General features: G+C 70.3%; 12 protein-coding genes. 1 reads left to right on the forward strand and 11 read right to left on the reverse strand.

The features are described 5' to 3' along the window. Positions 1–44: 44 nt before the first annotated feature. The 6 genes from L0H79_RS00290 to L0H79_RS00315 all read right to left on the reverse strand — a co-directional run bounded on the left by L0H79_RS00290 (position 45) and on the right by L0H79_RS00315 (position 7,772). Positions 45–1,097, reverse strand: coding sequence for an ABC transporter ATP-binding protein (locus L0H79_RS00290; RefSeq protein WP_301482516.1), 1,053 nt, complete (start codon positions 1,095–1,097; stop codon positions 45–47). Then, positions 1,090–2,169 carry an ABC transporter ATP-binding protein gene (locus L0H79_RS00295; RefSeq protein ID WP_301482517.1) on the reverse strand — a complete coding sequence of 360 codons (1,080 nt, stop codon included), beginning with the start codon at positions 2,167–2,169 and terminating at the stop codon, positions 1,090–1,092. Before L0H79_RS00295 ends, L0H79_RS00290 begins: the two co-directional genes overlap by 8 nt. Beyond that, entirely contained in the window at positions 2,166–3,152 is a 987-nt protein-coding gene (locus L0H79_RS00300) for an ABC transporter permease (RefSeq protein WP_301482518.1), read from the reverse strand. The genes L0H79_RS00295 and L0H79_RS00300 overlap by 4 nt, the downstream gene beginning before the upstream one ends. 112 nt (positions 3,153–3,264) lie before the next feature. Next, complete coding sequence (locus L0H79_RS00305) at positions 3,265–5,028, reverse strand: ABC transporter substrate-binding protein (RefSeq protein ID WP_301482519.1); 1,764 nt, start codon at positions 5,026–5,028, stop codon at positions 3,265–3,267. Between the two features lie 94 nt (positions 5,029–5,122). Beyond that, positions 5,123–6,163 carry an ABC transporter permease gene (locus L0H79_RS00310; RefSeq protein ID WP_301482520.1) on the reverse strand — a complete coding sequence of 347 codons (1,041 nt, stop codon included), beginning with the start codon at positions 6,161–6,163 and terminating at the stop codon, positions 5,123–5,125. Between the two features lie 229 nt (positions 6,164–6,392). Beyond that, complete coding sequence (locus L0H79_RS00315; RefSeq protein ID WP_301482542.1) at positions 6,393–7,772, reverse strand: replication-associated recombination protein A; 1,380 nt, start codon at positions 7,770–7,772, stop codon at positions 6,393–6,395. A gap of 32 nt (positions 7,773–7,804) precedes the next feature. Here L0H79_RS00315 and L0H79_RS00320 point away from each other — a divergent pair, with 32 nt between their 5' ends. Then, positions 7,805–10,012 (forward strand): MMPL family transporter, encoded by a 2,208-nt coding sequence (locus L0H79_RS00320; RefSeq protein WP_301482521.1) that lies wholly within the window; start codon positions 7,805–7,807, stop codon positions 10,010–10,012. A 68-nt stretch (positions 10,013–10,080) separates the two neighbouring features. Here L0H79_RS00320 and aspS read toward each other — a convergent pair whose 3' ends face one another. The 5 genes from aspS to L0H79_RS00345 form a co-directional block, all read right to left on the reverse strand. Continuing rightward, entirely contained in the window at positions 10,081–11,895 is a 1,815-nt protein-coding gene (gene aspS / locus L0H79_RS00325) for an aspartate--tRNA ligase (protein ID WP_301482522.1), read from the reverse strand. Between the two features lie 75 nt (positions 11,896–11,970). Beyond that, positions 11,971–12,690: an ABC transporter ATP-binding protein gene (locus L0H79_RS00330; RefSeq protein WP_301482523.1), complete on the reverse strand. Its 720-nt coding sequence runs from the start codon at positions 12,688–12,690 to the stop codon at positions 11,971–11,973. Beyond that, on the reverse strand, positions 12,687–13,640 hold the full coding sequence (locus tag L0H79_RS00335) for an ABC transporter ATP-binding protein (RefSeq protein ID WP_301482524.1): 954 nt from the start codon (positions 13,638–13,640) through the stop codon (positions 12,687–12,689). Before L0H79_RS00335 ends, L0H79_RS00330 begins: the two co-directional genes overlap by 4 nt. Then, positions 13,637–16,678, reverse strand: coding sequence for an ABC transporter permease (locus L0H79_RS00340; protein ID WP_301482525.1), 3,042 nt, complete (start codon positions 16,676–16,678; stop codon positions 13,637–13,639). The genes L0H79_RS00335 and L0H79_RS00340 overlap by 4 nt, the downstream gene beginning before the upstream one ends. Further along, entirely contained in the window at positions 16,675–17,808 is a 1,134-nt protein-coding gene (locus L0H79_RS00345) for a hypothetical protein (protein WP_301482526.1), read from the reverse strand. Before L0H79_RS00345 ends, L0H79_RS00340 begins: the two co-directional genes overlap by 4 nt. Positions 17,809–17,919 lie beyond the last annotated feature (111 nt).

Raw genomic sequence — 17,919 nt, forward strand, 5'->3', positions numbered from 1 at the left:
CTCGGCGAGCAGGGCGGCATACCGTCGGCGAGGTGGCCGGCTCCTCAGGCCGGGGTCTCGACCTCCGCGAGGATGTCGGTCTTGACCTCCGGGAAGTGGCAGGCCTGCAGGTGCACGCCTCGCTCCCGGCCACCCGTCGACTGCTGGTCGTTCGTCGAGGCGATCAGCGGCGGCTCCTGTGTCGCGCAGATCTCCTGGGCCTTCCAGCACCGGGTGCGGAAGCGGCACCCACTGGGCGGGTCGATCGGGCTCGGGACGTCGCCGACGAGACGGATCCGCTCCTTCGGCGCGATCCCGCGGGCGACGTTGATGTCCGGCGCGGCCGACAGCAGCGCCTGCGTGTAGGGGTGCTCGGCACGCTCGTAGATGCCGTGCCGGTCGCCGTACTCGACGATCTTGCCGAGGTACATCACCGCGACCTGGTCGCAGAAGTGGCGCACGACGCCGAGGTCGTGGGCGACGAAGATGAACGCCAGGCCGAAGTCGTCACGCAGCTTGGCGAGCAGGTTCATCACCTGGGCCTGGATCGACACGTCGAGTGCCGAGACGGGCTCGTCCGCGATGATGAGCTTCGGCTCGACCGCGAGCGCCCGTGCGATGCCGATACGCTGCCGCTGGCCGCCAGAGAACTCCGACGGGTAGCGGTTGATGTGCTCGGGGTTGAGACCGACCAGCTCCAGCAGCTCCTTGACCCGCTGCTTCTCGCGCCCCTTGTGCAGACCGTGCACCTTGAGCGGCGTCGTGAGGATCGAGCCGATCGTGTGCCTCGGGTTGAGCGAGGAGTAGGGGTCCTGGAAGATCATCTGGATGTCCCGGCGGATCTCGCGCAGCCGGGACTCCTTGAGGAAGGTGATGTCCCGGCCCTCGAAGACGATCCTGCCGGACGTGGGGGTGTCGAGCCGGGTCACGAGGCGCGCCGTCGTCGACTTGCCGCAGCCGGACTCGCCGACGAGGCCGAGCGTCTGGCCCTGGGAGACGGTGAAGCCCACTCCGTCGACGGCGCGGACGTTGGCCTTGACCATCCGCAGGCCCTGGACCTCACGGAACGGGAAGTGGCGGACCAGGTCGGTGACCTCGAGCAGGGGCGTGTCACCCACGGTTGGCCTCCTCGTCCGCGGCGATGGCACCCACGGGGTCCTCGAGATGGCACCGGATCTGTCGGTTGGCCAGGCCCGGGGCAGCACGCCACTCGGGCACCTCGGTCCAGCACCGTTCACCCACAAGGTCCTTGAAGGTGCATCGCGGGTGGAAGGAGCACCCCGGCGGCAGCGCGAGCAGACTCGGCGGGGCGCCCTTGATCGCCTTGAGCTCCTCCTGCTCCTCGGTGGGCGAGGGCAGGGACTGGAGCAGGCCGTAGGTGTAGGGGTGCGCCGGGTGGGCCAGGACCTCCTTCGCGTCCCCCTTCTCGACCAGGCGACCGGCATACATCACGACGATGTCGTCGGCCGTCTCGGCGACGACGGCGAGGTCGTGCGTGATCAGGACGACCCCCGACCCGAACTCCTTGCGCAGGTCGTTGATGAGGTCGAGGATCTGCGCCTGCACCGTCACGTCGAGCGCGGTCGTCGGCTCGTCGGCGATGAGCAGCTTCGGGTTGTTGACCAGGCCCAGGGCGATCATCGCCCGCTGGCGCATACCACCGGAGAACTCGTGCGGGTACTGCTTGGCGCGACGCTTCGGGTTGGGGATGCCGACCCGGTCGAGCATCTCGACGGCCCGCGCGCGCCCGACGGCCCTCGAGACGCGGTGATGCGTCCGGTAGGCCTCGGCGATCTGGTCACCGATCTTGTAGAAGGGGTGCAGCGAGCTCTGCGGGTCCTGGAAGACCATCGCGACCTGCCGGCTGCGGATCCGTTGGAAGGTCGACTGGGGGGCGCCGACGAGCTCCTCGCCGTCGAGCTTGATACTGCCGGTGATCCGGGTCCGCTTCATGTTGTGCAGCCCGAGGACCGCCATGCTCGAGACCGACTTGCCGGAGCCGGACTCCCCGACGATCGCCAGGGTGCGCCCGAGCCGGGCCTGGTAGGTCAGGTTCGACACGGCCCGGACGACGCCCTCCTCGGTCGGGAAGGCGATGCTGAGGTCCTTGACGTCGAGGACGACGTCACCGGAGTGGTGGGCCTCGCCCTGCGTGGCGTCGGGGAGTTGGTCGGCGATGGCGGCACTCACGAGAGCCTCACTCGGGGGTCGACGAAGGAGTAGGCGATGTCGACGATGAGGTTCATCGTCACGACGATTGCGGCGGTGACGAGGACGGTGCCGAGGATGATCGGCAGGTCATCCCGGCCGAGGGCGTCGAGCGAGAGCTTGCCGATCCCGTCGATCTCGAAGATCCGCTCGGTCACGAGCGTGCCGGACAGCAGTGCGGCGATGTCGAGACCGAGGATCGTCACGATCGGGCTGAGTGCGGCGCGCAGGGCGTGCTTGCCGACGACCTTGCGCTCGCTGATGCCCTTGGACCGGGCCGTGCGCACGTAGTCCATCGAGAGGCTGTCGAGCATCGAGTTGCGGGTGTACCTCGTGTACCCGGTTGCGCTGACGAGGCCGAGGATGATCCAGGGTGCGATGAGGCCGGGCAGGAACTGGATGACGCCGTCGGAGATCGACCCGGCCTGCGGGAGGATGCTGTAGAAGCGCGTCGTGTAGAGGGCGAAGATCAGGGCGAGGACGTAGTACGGGATGGCGCCGAAGACCTGCGAGCCGCCGATGAGGATCCGGTCGAGGGCCGTGCCGCGGACTGTCGAGGCGAGGACACCGATCGTCACCCCGACGGTCACCATGACGACGACCACCCCGGCCGTCAACAGCACGGTCGCCGGGAAGCGGCTGAAGATCTCCTCGGACACCGGACGGTTCGTCAGGAACGACATGCCCAGGCACGGGGCGCTGCAGTGGATCGTGTCGCCGCCGAAGGGAATGTCTCGCCCCACGAACAGTCCCTTGAAGTACTCGGCGAACTGCACCGGCAGCGGCCGGTCGAGACCCAGGCTCTCCCGGATCTGGGCGAGCCGGGCGGCTGTGCACTTCTGCTCCGGGCACATCGCCTGCGCCGGGTCGGCGGGGCCGGCGAAGAAGAGGAGGAACGCGGAGACGAGGGTGGCCAGCATGACGGTGATCGCGAGGCCGAGACGCCGCAGGATGTACGTCAGCACGAGGGTGCCTTCCGGTGGTCGTGATGGGTGGGACGCGAGGGCGCTCGCGCCCCACCCGGGTGAGCCGGCCCGCCCCGCGTGGAGCTGGGCCGGGACGACCCCTGTCGATGGGTTACTGCTCGATCCACATCTGGGTCATGGCCGGCATACCGTGGTTCGGGTCGTTGACGACGTTCTTGACCTTGGTGCCGAACACGTAGTTGGCCTTGTCGTACTGGTAGGGGATCGCCGGCAGGTAGTTCTCGAAGAGCCACTTGTCGAACTTGCCCCACTCCGGACCGGCCTCCGTGATCGGCAGCTTCTGGATGCGCGCGACCTCCGCGTCGACCTTCGGGTCCTGCAGGTTGCCCCAGTTGGTGCTGCCCGAGGCCATCGAGACCGAGGTGACCATGGGCGGGAAGATCGAGTCCGCGGCAGGCCAGTCGAAGCACCAGCCGGCCGGTGCCTGCAGGAGGTTCTGTTCGCTCTTCGGGTCGGAGTAGAGGTCACGGCGGTCCTTGGCAGGCACCCCCATGTCCTTGACCTTGAAGCCGGCCGACTCGAGCTTCTGCTTGCGGACCTGGTTGACCTTCTGAGCCGTCGGGTCGTCATTGGTGTAGTAGTAGATCAGCTCGAACGGCTTGTCCGGGCCGTAGCCCGCGTCGGCGAGCATCTTCTTGGCCTTCGCCGGGTCGCCGTCGCCGGTGCCGTCGAAACCGTCCACGCCCTTGTAGTCGAGCCAGCCGGGGATCTGTGGCGGGATGAAGGTCGTGCCCGGCGTGAACGAGTGCGGGGTCTGGCCACCGGCCTTGCGGATCGAGTCGAACGGGTACGCGACGGCGACGGCCTTGCGGACCTCCATCGGGATCTTGGAGGAGACCATGTTGACCGTCCAGACGCACGAGGAGGGGCCCTCGACGAACTGGTCCTTCTTCGGGCCCTCGATCTGGTCGATCAGCGAGGAGTCGATGGGGTCCCAGTTCATCGAGGTGGCATCGACGCCGTTGCTGGCGAGGATCGCCTGCTGGACCTTGACATTGTCGACGCCGAACTTGAAGTGGTAGCCGTCGAGGTAGTTGTTGCGCGACGGGTCGGTGTTCGGGTCCCACTGGTCGTTGCGCACCAGGGTGAGCTCGGAGCCCGGGGTGTACTTGTCGAACTTGTAGGGACCCGTGGCGAGGGGATGAAGGGTGTAGTTCTTCTTGGTGTCCTTCGCCTCCGGGATCGGCGAGAACTGCGGGTAGGACACGAAGAAGGGCAGCGACTCGAAGCGCTTCTCGAGATGGATGACGACGGTCTTGTCGTCGGGCGCCTCGACGCCGTTCCAGTTCTTGTCGCCCTGGTAGGGGCCCTTGTAGTCCTTGCCGCCCTTGAAGAAGTCGCGCTGGTAGGTCGGGGCGTTCCTCGCCAGGTCGGGGTCGAACGACCGCTTGATCGCGAAGACGACGTCCTTGGCCGTGACCGGCGTGCCGTCCTCGAACTTGATGCCGTCCTTGAGGGTGAACGTCCAGCTCAGGCCGTCGTCCGAGACCTTGCCGAGGTCGGTGGCGAGGTCGGGGACGAGCACTGACTTGCCGTCCCGCACCGAGTACGAGGTCAGCGTGCGGTGCGTCACACCGAGGATCGCGATCGTGTCGACGTAGTACTGGTCGCTCGGGTCGAAGTTGGCCGGGGTGGTGGAGTAGGGGACGGTGAGGATGCCGCCCTTCTTGGCCCCCGGCACCTCGGGCGCGGGGCCCTTGGCGTCGGGCATGAGGCCCGAGGAGGCCTGGTCGAGCTTGCCCCCGCTGCCCGTCTCGCCGGGCTTGGTCTCCGCCGAGGGGTTGGGCGCGCCGCAGGCCGCGACGAATCCGAGGGACGCGGCCGCTCCCACGGTCAGGACTTTGGTCCAGCGCATGTGTTGTGCTCCCTTTTGTGCGTGTCCCGGCCTTTGTGCCGGAAACATCTGATGGGCCGGTGGCGTGGTCGGCGCTGCCGGCGGGTGGTCGGTGCTATCTCCGGGTGGTGGGGTCGAAGGCGTCACGGATCGAGTCGCCGAGCAGGCTCAGGGCCAGCACGAGCAACGAGATGCCGATGACGGGTGGCCAGAGCCAGAGGGGGTAGCTCTGGAAGGAGTTCTGGGCGTCCGCGATCGTGCGTCCCCAGGAGGCGGTGGGCTCGACGAGCCCGGCGCCGAGGAACGACAGGGTCGCCTCGGCGGTGATGTAGGCCGGCACCGCGATCGACGCGGAGACGATGATCGGCCCCACGAGGTTGGGCAGGATCTCCTTGAAGAGGACGTGCCTGGTCGGCACGCCGATGGCGCGAGCGGCCTGGACGAACTCGCGCTCGCGCAGGCTGACCACCTCACCGCGCACGAGTCGGGCCAGCCCCATCCAGCCGAAGATGACGAGCAGGGAGATGATCAGCCAGAACCGGATGTTCGAGGTCTGTTCCGCGGTGAGACTGCCCCGGGCTCCGAAGCGCAGCTCGATGATCGGCGTCGCAGCGATGACGACGAGCAGGAAGGGCAGGCTGAGGAAGAAGTCGACGACCCACGAGATGGCCCGGTCGATCACACCGCCGAGGTAGCCGCCCACCAGGCCCATCGTCACGCCGATGACGGTCGACAGCGCCGCGGCGACAAAGCCGATGATCAGGGACGGGCGCGCCCCGTAGGTCCACCGCGCGAACAGATCACGGCCAATGCCCTTCTCGACGCCGAGCCAGTGCGAGCTGGTGATGCCTTCCTTCGGGAAGCCGTTGAGGTCGACGAGCTCGGGGTGGACCGCGTACGGGTCGGCCTTGACGCCGGTGACCGGGTCGACGGTCTGCAGGCTCGTCAGCAGGGGCGCGAAGATCGCGACGAGGATGAAGAAGAGGACGACGATGCTGCAGACGACGGCGACCTTGTCCTTCTTGAGTCGCTCCCACGCGATCTGTCCGGGTGACCGGCCGGCTCGCTGGTCGTCCCGTTCGTGGGACGCCTCGGCCTCCTCGGCCTCGCGAGCCAGCTCCTCCGTCTCGGCGCCGAGGCCGGGCACAGTGCTCACTGCGGGTGTCTCCCATCCTCGTGGGTCTGCCTGACGGCCCCGTTCCGCTGGACCGGCCTCGAGGGGTGGGGCGATGCGGCGACCCGCAGCCACCCCCTCGGGACGAGCGTCATCCTGCCCTACGGATTCAGGGATATCCAAGTATTGGGACGCCTGGTTGACAAATCGTTACCGAAGGGCGCATGGAGACTGCAAGATCTTCGGGAGGCCGCGTGGCCCGGACCGGCCGTCACCGAGGATCGGGCCGACGGCCAAGGCGCCCCTCCAGCCATTGGAGCCGCGCGCGGAGCCGGTCCTCGAAGCCGCGGTCGGTGGGGTGGTAGTAGCTCGCGTCGGCGAGGTCGTCCGGCAGGTACTCCTGCCGCGCCACGGCATCCGGCTCGTCGTGGGCGTAGACGTATCCGGCGCCGTGCCCGAGCCGTTCCGCCCCGGCGTAGCCGCTGCCGCGCAGGTGCGCCGGCACCGCCCCGCCCCGGCCCGCACGGACGTCGGCGATGGCCGCGTTGACACCCGCGTAGGCCGCATTGGACTTCGGCGCGAGAGAGTTGTGCACGACCGCCTGGGCCAGGATGATCCGTGCCTCCGGCATCCCGACCTGCGCCACCGCGTGCATCGCCGCGACGGCCGTCTGCAGGGCGGTCGGGTCGGCCATCCCGACGTCCTCGCTCGCCGCGATGACGACCCTTCGGGCGATGAAGCGCGGATCCTCCCCTGCCTCGAGCATCCGGGCCAGGTAGTGCAGCGCGGCGTTGACGTCGCTGCCGCGCATCGACTTGATGAGCGCGCTCGCGACGTCGTGGTGCTGGTCCCCCGCCCGGTCGTAGCGGACCGCGGCGTGGGCGACGGCCTGCTCGAGGTCACCCAGCGTGATCGTGACCGCGTCGTCGGTATGCCGCCCAGCGGGCTGCCCGTCCAGGGCCACTCCCGCGGCCGCCTCCAGCGAGGTCAGCGCCCTGCGGGCGTCGCCGCCGGCCACCCGCACCAGGTGCTCGAGGGCATCGTCGTCAAGCGTGAACTCCGCTGCAAGGCCTCGCTCGTCGGTCAGGGCAGAGTCGACCACCTCTCGAATGTCCTTGTCCGACAAGGGCGTCAGCGTCACGAGGATCGACCGGGACAGCAGCGGCGAGATGATGCTGAACGACGGGTTCTCCGTGGTCGCCGCGACCAGGATCACCGTGCGGTTCTCCACGCCGGGCAGCAGCGCGTCCTGCTGCGCCTTGGTGAAGCGGTGGATCTCGTCGAGGAACAGGACGGTCTGCCGGCCGTAGAGATCCCGCTCGCGCACCGCCGCGTCCATGACGGCCCGAACGTCCTTGACCCCTGCCGTGACGGCGGACAGCTCGACGAACCTGCGGTCCGCCGAGGTCGCCACGAGGTGCGCGAGCGTCGTCTTGCCGGTGCCGGGTGGGCCCCAGATGATCGCCGAGAGTGGCCCGGCCGCGCCAGCGGAGCCCTCGATGAGCCGCCGGACCGGGCTGCCCGTGCGGAGCACGTCACCCTGGCCTCGGAACTCTTCGAGCGAGGCGGGACGCATCCGGGCGGCGAGCGGAGCGGCACCGCGCTGAGCGGCATACCCCTCCCCCTGCGCCGCGCTCGCGGCACCGAACAGGTCGTCCGAGGTCACTGTGGAAGGCTATCCCCGTGCAGCAGCCGACCTCCCCCACGGACCACGTCCGCACGGGGCCCTTGGCCTGGCTCGGCCGGCTCGTCGCGCACCACCCGAAGACGTGGCTGCTCGGCTGGGTCGTCGTCACCGTCGCGTGCTTCGTCGTGGCGGTCGGCGGCGTCACCGGCCAGTCGCTGTTCAACCGGCTCCACACCGGTGACCCCACGGTCGGCGGCGAGGCCCAGCAGGCGCGCACCCTCATCGAGCGGGTCGAGCCGTCCCTGGACAACCTCACGCTCCAGGTGCGTGGGGCCGACCTCACCGACGCCACCGCCGTCAAGGAAGCCGCGACCCGCACGCTCGCGATCCGGGACATTCCGGGGGTGCACGAGGTCCGCTCGCCACTGCTGTCCCCCAAGGGCCTCGACGACCCGGCCGCCGCGCCGCTGCTGGCCGGTGGCACACCCGGCTCGGGCGGTTTCGTCACGGTCGTCGACTTCGACGCGGACCTGACCAAGGCGCAGCAGGATGCGGCGGCGCAGCAGGTCACGACCGCCCTGCAGCAGATCCCCGAGGCCTGGCCGGACGCGACGGGCAGCGTGGGCGGTGTCGGCCCGGTGGTCGATGCGATCACCTCGACCATCGAGCGGGACCTGTTGCGCGGCGAGGGGATCGCGCTGCCGCTCACCTTCGTCGTGATGTTCTTCGTCTTCGGCGGATTCATCGCCGCAGGCATGCCGGTGGTCGGTGCGATCGCCGCGATCGGTGGCGCGCTGCTGTCACTGTTCGTCTTCTCGCACACGATCGAGCTCGACGCGACGGTGGTCAACATCGTCACCCTGCTCGGTTTCGGTCTGTCGATCGACTACGGCCTGCTGACGGTGAGCCGCTTCCGCGAGGAGCTGGCCCTCGCTCGCGGAGAGCGACGGGGACTGACCCAGGAGCAGATCGTGGCCGCCACGGAGCGGACCGTGGCGACCGCGGGACGCACCGTGCTGTTCTCGGGCCTCACCGTCGCCATCGCCCTGTCCGGGCTGCTCGTCTTCGAGGCGGAGATCATGAAGGCCATCGGTCTGGCCGGAGTGTCCGTGGTGCTCGTGGCCCTGATCGTCGCGATCACCCTGGTGCCCGCCTTGGCCGTCCTCGGCGCCCGTCAGCTGGCTCGCAGGGCACGGGTGGTCACGGTCGACGAGGGGGCCTTCTCGACCTTGGCGCGGGCCGTCCAGCGGCGCCCGGTGCTCGTCATCGTCGGGGTGACCGCCGTCCTCGTCTTCCTCGCCCTGCCGATCTTCTCGGTGAGACTGACCTCCTCGGGCACCGAGCTGCTGCCGAAGTCGGCGCCGCAACGCGTCTTCTTCGAGGAGCTTGCCCGTGACTATCCCGCTCTGAGCTCCCCCGAGGTGACGGTCGTCGCCGCCTCCTCGGACCCGGCCGCGGTGACGGCGTGGGCACAGCAGCTCGAGTCGGAGCCGGGGGTCACCTCGGTGTCCGTACGGCCACTCGGCACGGACCATCAGCTCGTCTCCGTGCGGGTGACCGGGCCACCCACCTCCGACGACGCCCAGGCGTTGGTCGAGCACGTCCGCGAGACGCCGGCTCCCTTCCAGACCCTGACGACCGGGCAGGCCGCCACCCAGATGGACTTCCTCGCCTCGATGGCCCGAGGGGCGCCCTACGCCGTGCTCCTCGTCGTCGTCGGCACGTTCATCCTGCTGTTCCTCATGACGGGCTCGGTGGTCATCCCGATCAAGGCCTTGGTCCTGAACGTCCTTTCTCTCGGCGCGGCGCTCGGGGTCGTCGTGTGGATCTTCGAGGACGGCCACCTGCAGGGGCTGCTCAGCTTCTCATCTGTCGGCGCGGTCGAGTCGATGGTGCCCTTCCTCGTCCTGGCCTTCGGCTTCGGGCTCTCGATGGACTACGAGGTGTTCCTGCTCTCGCGGATCACCGAGTTCCACAACCATGGCCACGACAACGACCGTTCCGTGTCGCTCGGCCTGCAGCGCACCGGCCGGATCATCACCTCCGCGGCGCTGCTCATCGTCATCGTCTTCGCCGGCTTCATCGCCGGCGACATCCTCATCATCAAGGAGGTGGGCGTCGCCCTCGTCGCGGCGGTCCTCATCGACGCCACCCTCGTGCGGCTGCTGCTCGTTCCGGCGACGATGACGGTGTTGGGTCGGTGGAACTGGTGGGCACCGCGGGGCCTGCGCCGGCTGCACGAGCGGTTCGGGATCACCGACTGAACACGTGTGTGAAGTAGCCGTTGACGGCAGTGATCGTCCGGTGCGCAGGCCCGGCTGGACACCAAGCGTCACACCGCGGTTGGAGCCCTGACTGCCGGCTTCGCGTCGACGCCGGCCTCCTTGCGCTGCTGGGCCGTGATCGGGGCCGGCGCGGCGGTCAGCGGGTCGTAGCCACCGCCTGACTTCGGGAACGCGATGACGTCTCGGATCGAGTCGGTCCCGGCCAGGAGCGAGACGATCCGGTCCCAGCCGAACGCGATGCCGCCGTGTGGCGGGGCCCCGTACTGGAAGGCTTCGAGAAGGAAGCCGAACTTGTCCTGCGCCTCGTCCGGGGTGATCCCCATGACTGCGAACACGCGCTCCTGCACCTCGCGGCGGTGGATACGGATCGAGCCCCCGCCGATCTCGTTGCCGTTGCAGACCATGTCGTAGGCATAGGCGAGCGCCTCGTCGGGCCGCTCGTCGAAGGTGTCCTCGAACTCCTTCTTCGGCGAGGTGAAGGCGTGGTGCACGGCGGTCCACGCGCTGTGCCCGAGGGCGACGTCGCCGGATGCGGTCGCCTCGGCGGACGGCTCGAAGAGCGGTGCGTCGAGCACCCAGAGGAAGCTCCACGCGTCCTGGTCGATGAGTCCACAGCGGTGGCCGACCTCGAGCCGCGCGGCGCCGAGCAGCGCCCGCGACTCCTTGGCCCCACCCGCCGCGAAGAAGATGCAGTCGCCCGGCTCGGCCCCGACGTGGCCGGCCAGCCCGGCCCGCTCGATGTCGCCGAGGTTCTTGGCGACCGGGCCGGAAAGCACGACGGACCCATCCACAGTGTTCTCAGTGACGAGCACGTAGGCCAGCCCCTTGGCGCCGCGCTGCTTGGCCCAGTCCTGCCATGCGTCGAGCTGTTTGCGCGGCTGCGAAGCGCCGCCGGGCATGACGACGGCGCCGACATACGGTGCCTGGAAGACGCGGAAGGTCGTCTCCGTGAAGTAGTCGGTACACTCCACGATCTCCTGCTCGAAGCGCAGGTCCGGCTTGTCGGTGCCGTACCGGGCCATCGCCTCGGCGTAGGTCATCCGGAGGAAGGGCGCGCTCAGGTCGACGCCGATGAGCTTCCAGATCTCGGTGACGATCGCCTCGCCGAGCTCGAGGATGTCGTCCTGCTCGACGAAGCTCATCTCGATGTCGAGCTGGGTGAACTCCGGCTGCCGGTCGGCGCGGAAGTCCTCGTCGCGGTAGCACCGGGCGATCTGGTAGTAGCGCTCCATCCCGGCGACCATGAGCAGCTGCTTGAACAGCTGTGGGCTCTGCGGCAGCGCGTACCAGCTGCCCGGGGCCAACCGTGCGGGCACCAGAAAGTCGCGCGCCCCCTCGGGTGTCGACCGGGTCAGGGTCGGGGTCTCGATCTCGATGAAGTCCCGCTCCCCCAGCACCGTGCGGGCCGCGTCGTTGACCTTGCTGCGCAGCCGGATGGCGGTGCCCGCCGAGTGCGCGCCGGGGCGGCGCAGGTCGAGGTAGCGGTGCTTGAGTCGTGCTTCCTCGCCCACGGTGACCCGCTCGTCGATCTGGAAGGGCAGCGGCGCGCTCGGGTTGAGCACCTCCAGCTCGTTCGCGACGACCTCGACCTCGCCGGTCGGCAGGTCCGGGTTGGCGTTGCCCTCAGGACGCAGGCGCACGTCGCCGGTGACGCGCACGCAGTACTCGTTGCGCACCTCGTGCGCGCCTCCCTCGGCGAGTACCTCGTCACGCGCCACGACCTGAGCGGCGCCACTCGCGTCACGCAGGTCGAGGAAGGCCACTCCACCGTGGTCTCGCCGCCGCGCCACCCAACCGGTGAGGGTGACGGTTGTACCTGCGTGGTCGGCGCGCAGTGTGCCGGCCTCGTGTGTGCGGAGCACGAAGGTGTCCTTCCGGGGTGGTGAGTGGTTGGTGGTATGCCGCCGAGCTCGGCGAGTGGGCACCAGCGCCTCATCCTACGGTGTGGTGACGATCCGTCCGGCGTGCAGCTCGATGGTCCGGTCGCACCGGCCGGCGATGGTCGGGTCGTGGGTGGCCAGGATGAGGGCACCGTCGGGATGCTGGAGCTGTAGCAGCCGTTCGACGACGAGCTCGCGGTGGGCAGGGTCCTGCTCGGCGGTGGGCTCGTCGGCGAGCAGGACGAATGGCTCGAGGGCCAGGGCGCGGGCGACGGCGACCCGCTGCTGCTGTCCACCCGACAGGGCGCCGACGAGCTGGTCCGCGTGCGTCTCGAGGTCGAGGTCTGCCAGGGCGGCTGCCGCTCGCTCGACGGCGCGGGCGGGCGGGTGCCCGGCCGCGCGCAGCGTGACCTCGACGTTCTCGGCGGCGGTGAGCAGGGGGAGCAGGCCGTAGCCCTGCAGGACCAGTGCCGTGCTCACGCCGGCCGCGTCACCCGGGGACCCCGCCACATCGACCGGCGCCGTGACGTCCAGCCCTGCCGTGACGACCTGGCCCGAGTCCGGCGTCAGCAGGCCGGCGACGATGGTCAGCAGGGTGGTCTTGCCCGATCCGGACGGCCCGACGATGGCGACCCGCTCCCCCGCGGCCACGTCGATGCCGACGTCGTCGAGGATGACCTGCCCGGCGCGGGCGAACCCGAGGTGTTCGACGCGAACCAGCGGCCCACTGCTTCTCGGCACCGTCCTGCCGCTGCCCGTCTCGCTCGCCCCACTCATGCTTTGTCCCCGTCCTGGCCGGCCGGTCGCAGCTCGATCCCGTCGCTCGTGCGGCGGACCTCGGCGAGCGTGCCCGGCGGCAGGACGTCGAGGACCTCGGGTGGCAGGTGCAGCGCACCGTCGCGTCCGATCACGACGTAGTCCTGTCCCGCCCGCGCCTCGGCGCCGATGCGCCCGTCGCGGATGGTGACCGCTCGGTCCAGCTGCGCAGCCAGGGCCTCGTCGTGGGTCACCATCAGCACTGTGGTGCCGAGGTCCTTCCGTGCGGCCTGGAGCAGGTCGACGACGCGGGCGGCCGAGGCGGCGTCGAGCTGGCTGGTCGGCTCGTCGGCGAGCAGAACGGCCGGGCCGTTGGCGAGCGCCATGGCCAGGCCGAGGCGTTGTTGCTCGCCTCCCGAGAGCGCACCTGCGACGCGGTCTCGCTGGGCGTCGAGGCCGACCGCGTCGAGCAGGGCCCGGGAGCGAGCCGACTTGACCGCTGGTCGCCGCCGGGTGGGCCGCTGGGCGAAGAGCACGTTGTCGAGGGCGGTGCCGTAGGGCAGCAGGTTGCGGGCCGGGTTCTGCAGGAGCACCCCCACCTGCCGGGCGCGCAGGCTCGCCAGGTCGCCCGAGGACAGGTCCCCGAGCGCTCTGCCGTGCACGAAGAGCCGGCCGGCGGTGGGCCGGATGAGCCCGGCGAGCAGCCACAGCAGGGTCGACTTGCCGGCGCCGGATGATCCGACGACCGCGACCATCTCGCCGGCAGCAACGCTCAGGTCGATGCCGCGCAGCGCCACGACCCCGGCCCCGGCCGCTCCGTAGACGTGTACGACGTTGACGCACCGCAGCGCCGGCCCGCTGGCACCCGCATCGTCCTGGGGCGGCAGGTCCGCCTCAGCGGCATGCGGGGCGGCGCGCGTACCGCGGTCGCTCGAGGCTGGTCCACTGGGTCCATCGGGTCCGCCGGTCATGTCGCCTCCTCCCGGAGCAGCTCGGTTCGCGTGCCGGCGACGAGCGTGACGGTGCCGAGGACCGCGACGACGGCCACGATCACCGCGATCCCGACCAGGGCGGCTGTCAGGGCCATTGGGTCGGGGGTGTAGTGCAGCGGTGGCGCGCTCGGTGGTGTCACGAACTGGGGGACGGCGCGCAGGGCGAGCCAGACCGCGAGCAGCCCGGAACCGACCCCGGACAGGATGCCGAGCCCGAGGGTGAGGGCCTGCTCGAGCAGCAGGCTCCGGCGCAGCTCGGACCGGCGGGCGCCCCCGGCGATGAGGGCCGCTAGCTCGTGCCGTCGGCGTCTCGCGGACAGGTAGAGCCCGCTCAGGCCGCCGGCTGCCGCGAGCAGCGCGGCGGCAGCGGCATCGGCGAGGAAGAGGGACAGGGCCAGCGCGGGGCCCTGCTGGCGCAGGGACCGGTCCGCGTCGGCGGTCGTGGCCGTGTCGGTGACCTGTACCCCGGCCTTGCGGAGCCGGTCCGGGAAGGTGGCGACGGCTCCTGGTGCGAGCCAGACCTGCTGTTGGGTGGAGAACCGCGAGTCGAAGGCGGCCTGCAGCGCGGCCGCCTGGTCGATGATGACCCCGTTGTCCGGCGCACCGGGTACCGGCACGACCGCGACCGGCTCGATGGGCAGGGCGGCCCCGTCGAGGCCGGCCACCGTCAGCGACGGGTCGCGGGGCAGGCCCGCCACGGAAGGGGTCACCAGCGCCGGCATCGGGACCGGCCAGGACGGGGCCGCCCAGCCGATCGTGGTGTTCGGCGGGACGGTGAAGCTCAGGTGCAGCCCGCCGGGCGCGGCTTTGGCCGAGCCGGTCGAGCCGGTGCCGAAGGTCCCTGCCCAGGACCAGCGGTCACCTGAGTCGAGCCCGGCAGCGACTGGGCGCCAGCCGGCCTTGCCGCGCTCGTCGATGCCGGTGATGGTGAGGCTCCCGCTGAACGAGGTAGGGACGAGCGCCGGCGAAACCGCGGTGGTGTCCGACAGGGTCAGCGACCGCAGCACGCACGGGCAGCCGGGCAGCTGCACGGTGACGCTGCTCGTGCCCGGCTTGACGACGCCGACGGCCAGCGGTGTCTCGGCGAAGCCGGTCGGCAGCTTGAGGTTCGCGGTGAGCAGCTGCGGGCGCGAGAGCCGGACGTCGCGCAGGCTCACCCGCAGCGAGTCACCCTCGAGCCGGATCGGCGCCGGCGTGGGCGGGTGCAGCTGCTTGGCAAGCTGCGCCAATGAGGTGGTGGAGAAGTCACTGCGCCAGAAGGCGATCCGCGCAAGCCGATCGGACTGGACCGCGAGTGTCTGTCTGGCCTGGTTGGCTGTGTCGATGAAGTCGAGCACCGCCATCGCCTGGGTCCCGGCCGGGTCGAGCCGGGTCACGATGGCCGCGAGGTCCTGGTCGGCGGGCGCCCTGACGGTCAGGACCGCAGCGGCGCCGGTGCGCGTCGCTGCCACATCGGCGATGTTCGCCCGGTTGACCGTCCAGGCCGAGATCGCGAACGTGGCCAGCGACAAGGCCGCCGACAGCACGATCAGGGTGCGCATCCCGGCGGGTCGCCGCACCACCTGCCGCACTGCCAGGAACGGGCCGATCCCGCCGCGACGGCGAGTCAGCCCGAAGAGTGCTCGACAGACCCAGGGCAGCAGGCGGGACACGAGCACGGCCACGGCCAGTCCGATCAGGCCGGGGACGAGCAGCGCGAGCGGGTGCACGGTGCTCTTCCCGACGGCACCGGTGGCCCAGAGATCGGCCAGCGCGGCCGCCGTGGCGACGAGGACCGCAACATCGAGGACCCAGCCGCGCCGGGTGGACAGGGACGGGCGGCGCCACTGTTCGATGACCGATCGACGCAGCGTACGTCGCGCGCCGAGCAGTGCGGCGCACAGGCCACCGGAGACAGCGATGACGGCGGCGGCGACGCTGACCCAACCGACGGTCACCGGGGTCCCCTCGCGCAGCGCCACCTGGGCGAGCAGCAGCATGCCCGCCCAGCCGACGGCGATCCCGAGGGGCAGGGCGAGCAGGAGCAGGACGAATGACTCGCCCAGCCCGAACCACAGGGTCCGCGTCCCGCCGAGTCCCCGCAGACGCGCGAGGGCGACATCCGGACCACGCGCCTCGGCGGCGTCGGTGATGGCGAGGAAGAGCAGCAGCCAGACGAGGACGAGCAGCTGCGCCGTGATGAGGATGACCGGTATGGCGAGGGTGTCGGCGCTCGCCGTGGCAGCGTCGAGGACAGTGGGGATGTTCGTGTTGACGAAGGCCCCTGCTCCGGCGGCGAGGGACGTCAGCGCCGTGAGTGTCTCTCTCAGGTCGTCCACCCGGCCAGGGGTGGCCGCGTCCAGATCCAGCAGCAGGTCGATCACGCTGTTGGCCTGGACCGATGCTACGGCCTGGAAGGTGTCTGGCACCGTGAATATGGCGTCAACTGGCTCCGGCCCGGGCCGGTTGACGAAGAAGCCCTCCTGCGGAAAGTAACCGCGCCCGCCCCAGTATCTGCTTTCCGGATCGAGTGGCTCGTAGATGCCGACGACCCGGTTCACCCCGAGCAGGTGCAGGTGCTGCTCGACGACCACGTGGTTCAGCTGCGCCAGAGCGGAGCTGACCAGGACCTCACCTGCCGCGGTGGGGCATCTGCCCTGCACCAACCGCAGGTGCCCACACAGGTCGTCGCGCCACGCCATCAAACTCGTCTGCCCGACCCTCGGGACGACACTGATCTCCTGGCCCCGGATGCGTGTGTCGAGAAGGTCGGCGCCTGGCGCAGAGTGGAGTTCTTGGTCGACGAGGCCGGTGAGCTGGTCCAGCACACCCACACCACCCCGGGAGGTCACCTCGACGAGTTGGCCCGCGGGTGTGGCCGCATGCAGGTCGTCGGCCAGGATCGAGTGGCGCGCGGCAGCCTGGTAGGCCGGTCCCGCCGCCGCGGCCGCGACCGCGATGACGGCCACGAGCAGGATGAGGACGGTCAGGCCGCGCCGCGCCGCGAGACCGCGCCACAGTAGTCCGATCCGGTTCATGTGCCACTCCCGGTGGGGGTGACGGCCGTGCCGGACAGCCACGCCACCGCGACGCGCTTCGGGTCGTGGTGGGCCTGATCGACATGATCGTCGGAGAGCCGGATGATGCTGCGGTCACCCGTCTGGACGTCGTCGCAGAGCAGGTGGTCGCCCGCCGGGGAGAAGAGGCACGACGTGCCGAGGACCTGAGCGGTGATCGTCCGCGCCTTCACCTGGCTCCCCGTCAGCTGCAGGAGCGTCACGCCGCCGTCGTCGAGGTAGGCCACCTGACGGCTGTCGTGCGTCCAGACCGGCTCGATGCTGGTGTAGGAGGTGCGGGTGGCTGCGATCGTGCCGGACCGGTCGATGATGACGAGTGCATGTCGCGCCGATGCCGCGCTCGTGTTCGGCACGAGCCCGTCGACGGTGAGGACGATGTGCTGCCCGTCGGGAGCCACGAGGGGCCAGACGGCATACGGCTTGCCCTTCGGCAGCTCGGTGGCACGCACCAGGTCGGCTGTCGTCGCGAGCACCTGGTGCTGGTCCTTCCACCAGCGCAGCTCGACCCGGCTGGTGTCCCGCTCGGTGTAGGGCCCGAGGTTGACCTCAGTGCCACCCTGCACCGCGACGACAGCGCCGTCCCGGCTCGGGTCGCCAGCCACACCACCAGCGTCACCGCCGAGCTTGTGTGCCGACCCGCCATCCAGGTCGACGGTCTCGATGCCGCCGAGCATGGAGCTTGCGCCGGTCCCCATCAGGACGAGACGCTTCCCTCCGTCGGCCCAGGGTTGCGGCACGGCCGTGCTGTCTCCGGTGGCGTCGAGCAGCGGCCGCTCGCGCCCGGCGACGCCGATGTCGACGACCTGGACTCCGCCCACCACGGCGTGCTGCCCGTCCGGGCTGACCGTGGCGTAGTTCGCCGGGTAGGCCGGCCCCGGCAGCAGCCGGAACCGGGAGCCGTCGGGGGCGGCAGTCGCGAGGCGACCTGACGAGCTGTCGAAGACCACCAGGTGGCCCGGCAGGTTCAGCGAAGGAGCGACCGTGGTCGCGGTCGCTGTCGGTGTGCCCCGGCCCAGCCCTCCGAGGACGGCCCAGAGAACGAGCGCGACGACGGCCACGCCTGCCACCACCGCGCCCGTGATCAACGCCACCGAGCGCCGCGACCGTGGCGGCGGCTCGAGGTCGGTCGCTGGAAAGCCGGGCGTGGGTACGACTCCTTCGGTCCGGGGCGACCCCTCCATCGTGCCATGCCGCCGTCCGTG

Source organism: Intrasporangium sp., from assembly GCF_030452765.1.
Classification (GTDB): Bacteria; Actinomycetota; Actinomycetes; order Actinomycetales; family Dermatophilaceae; genus Intrasporangium_A.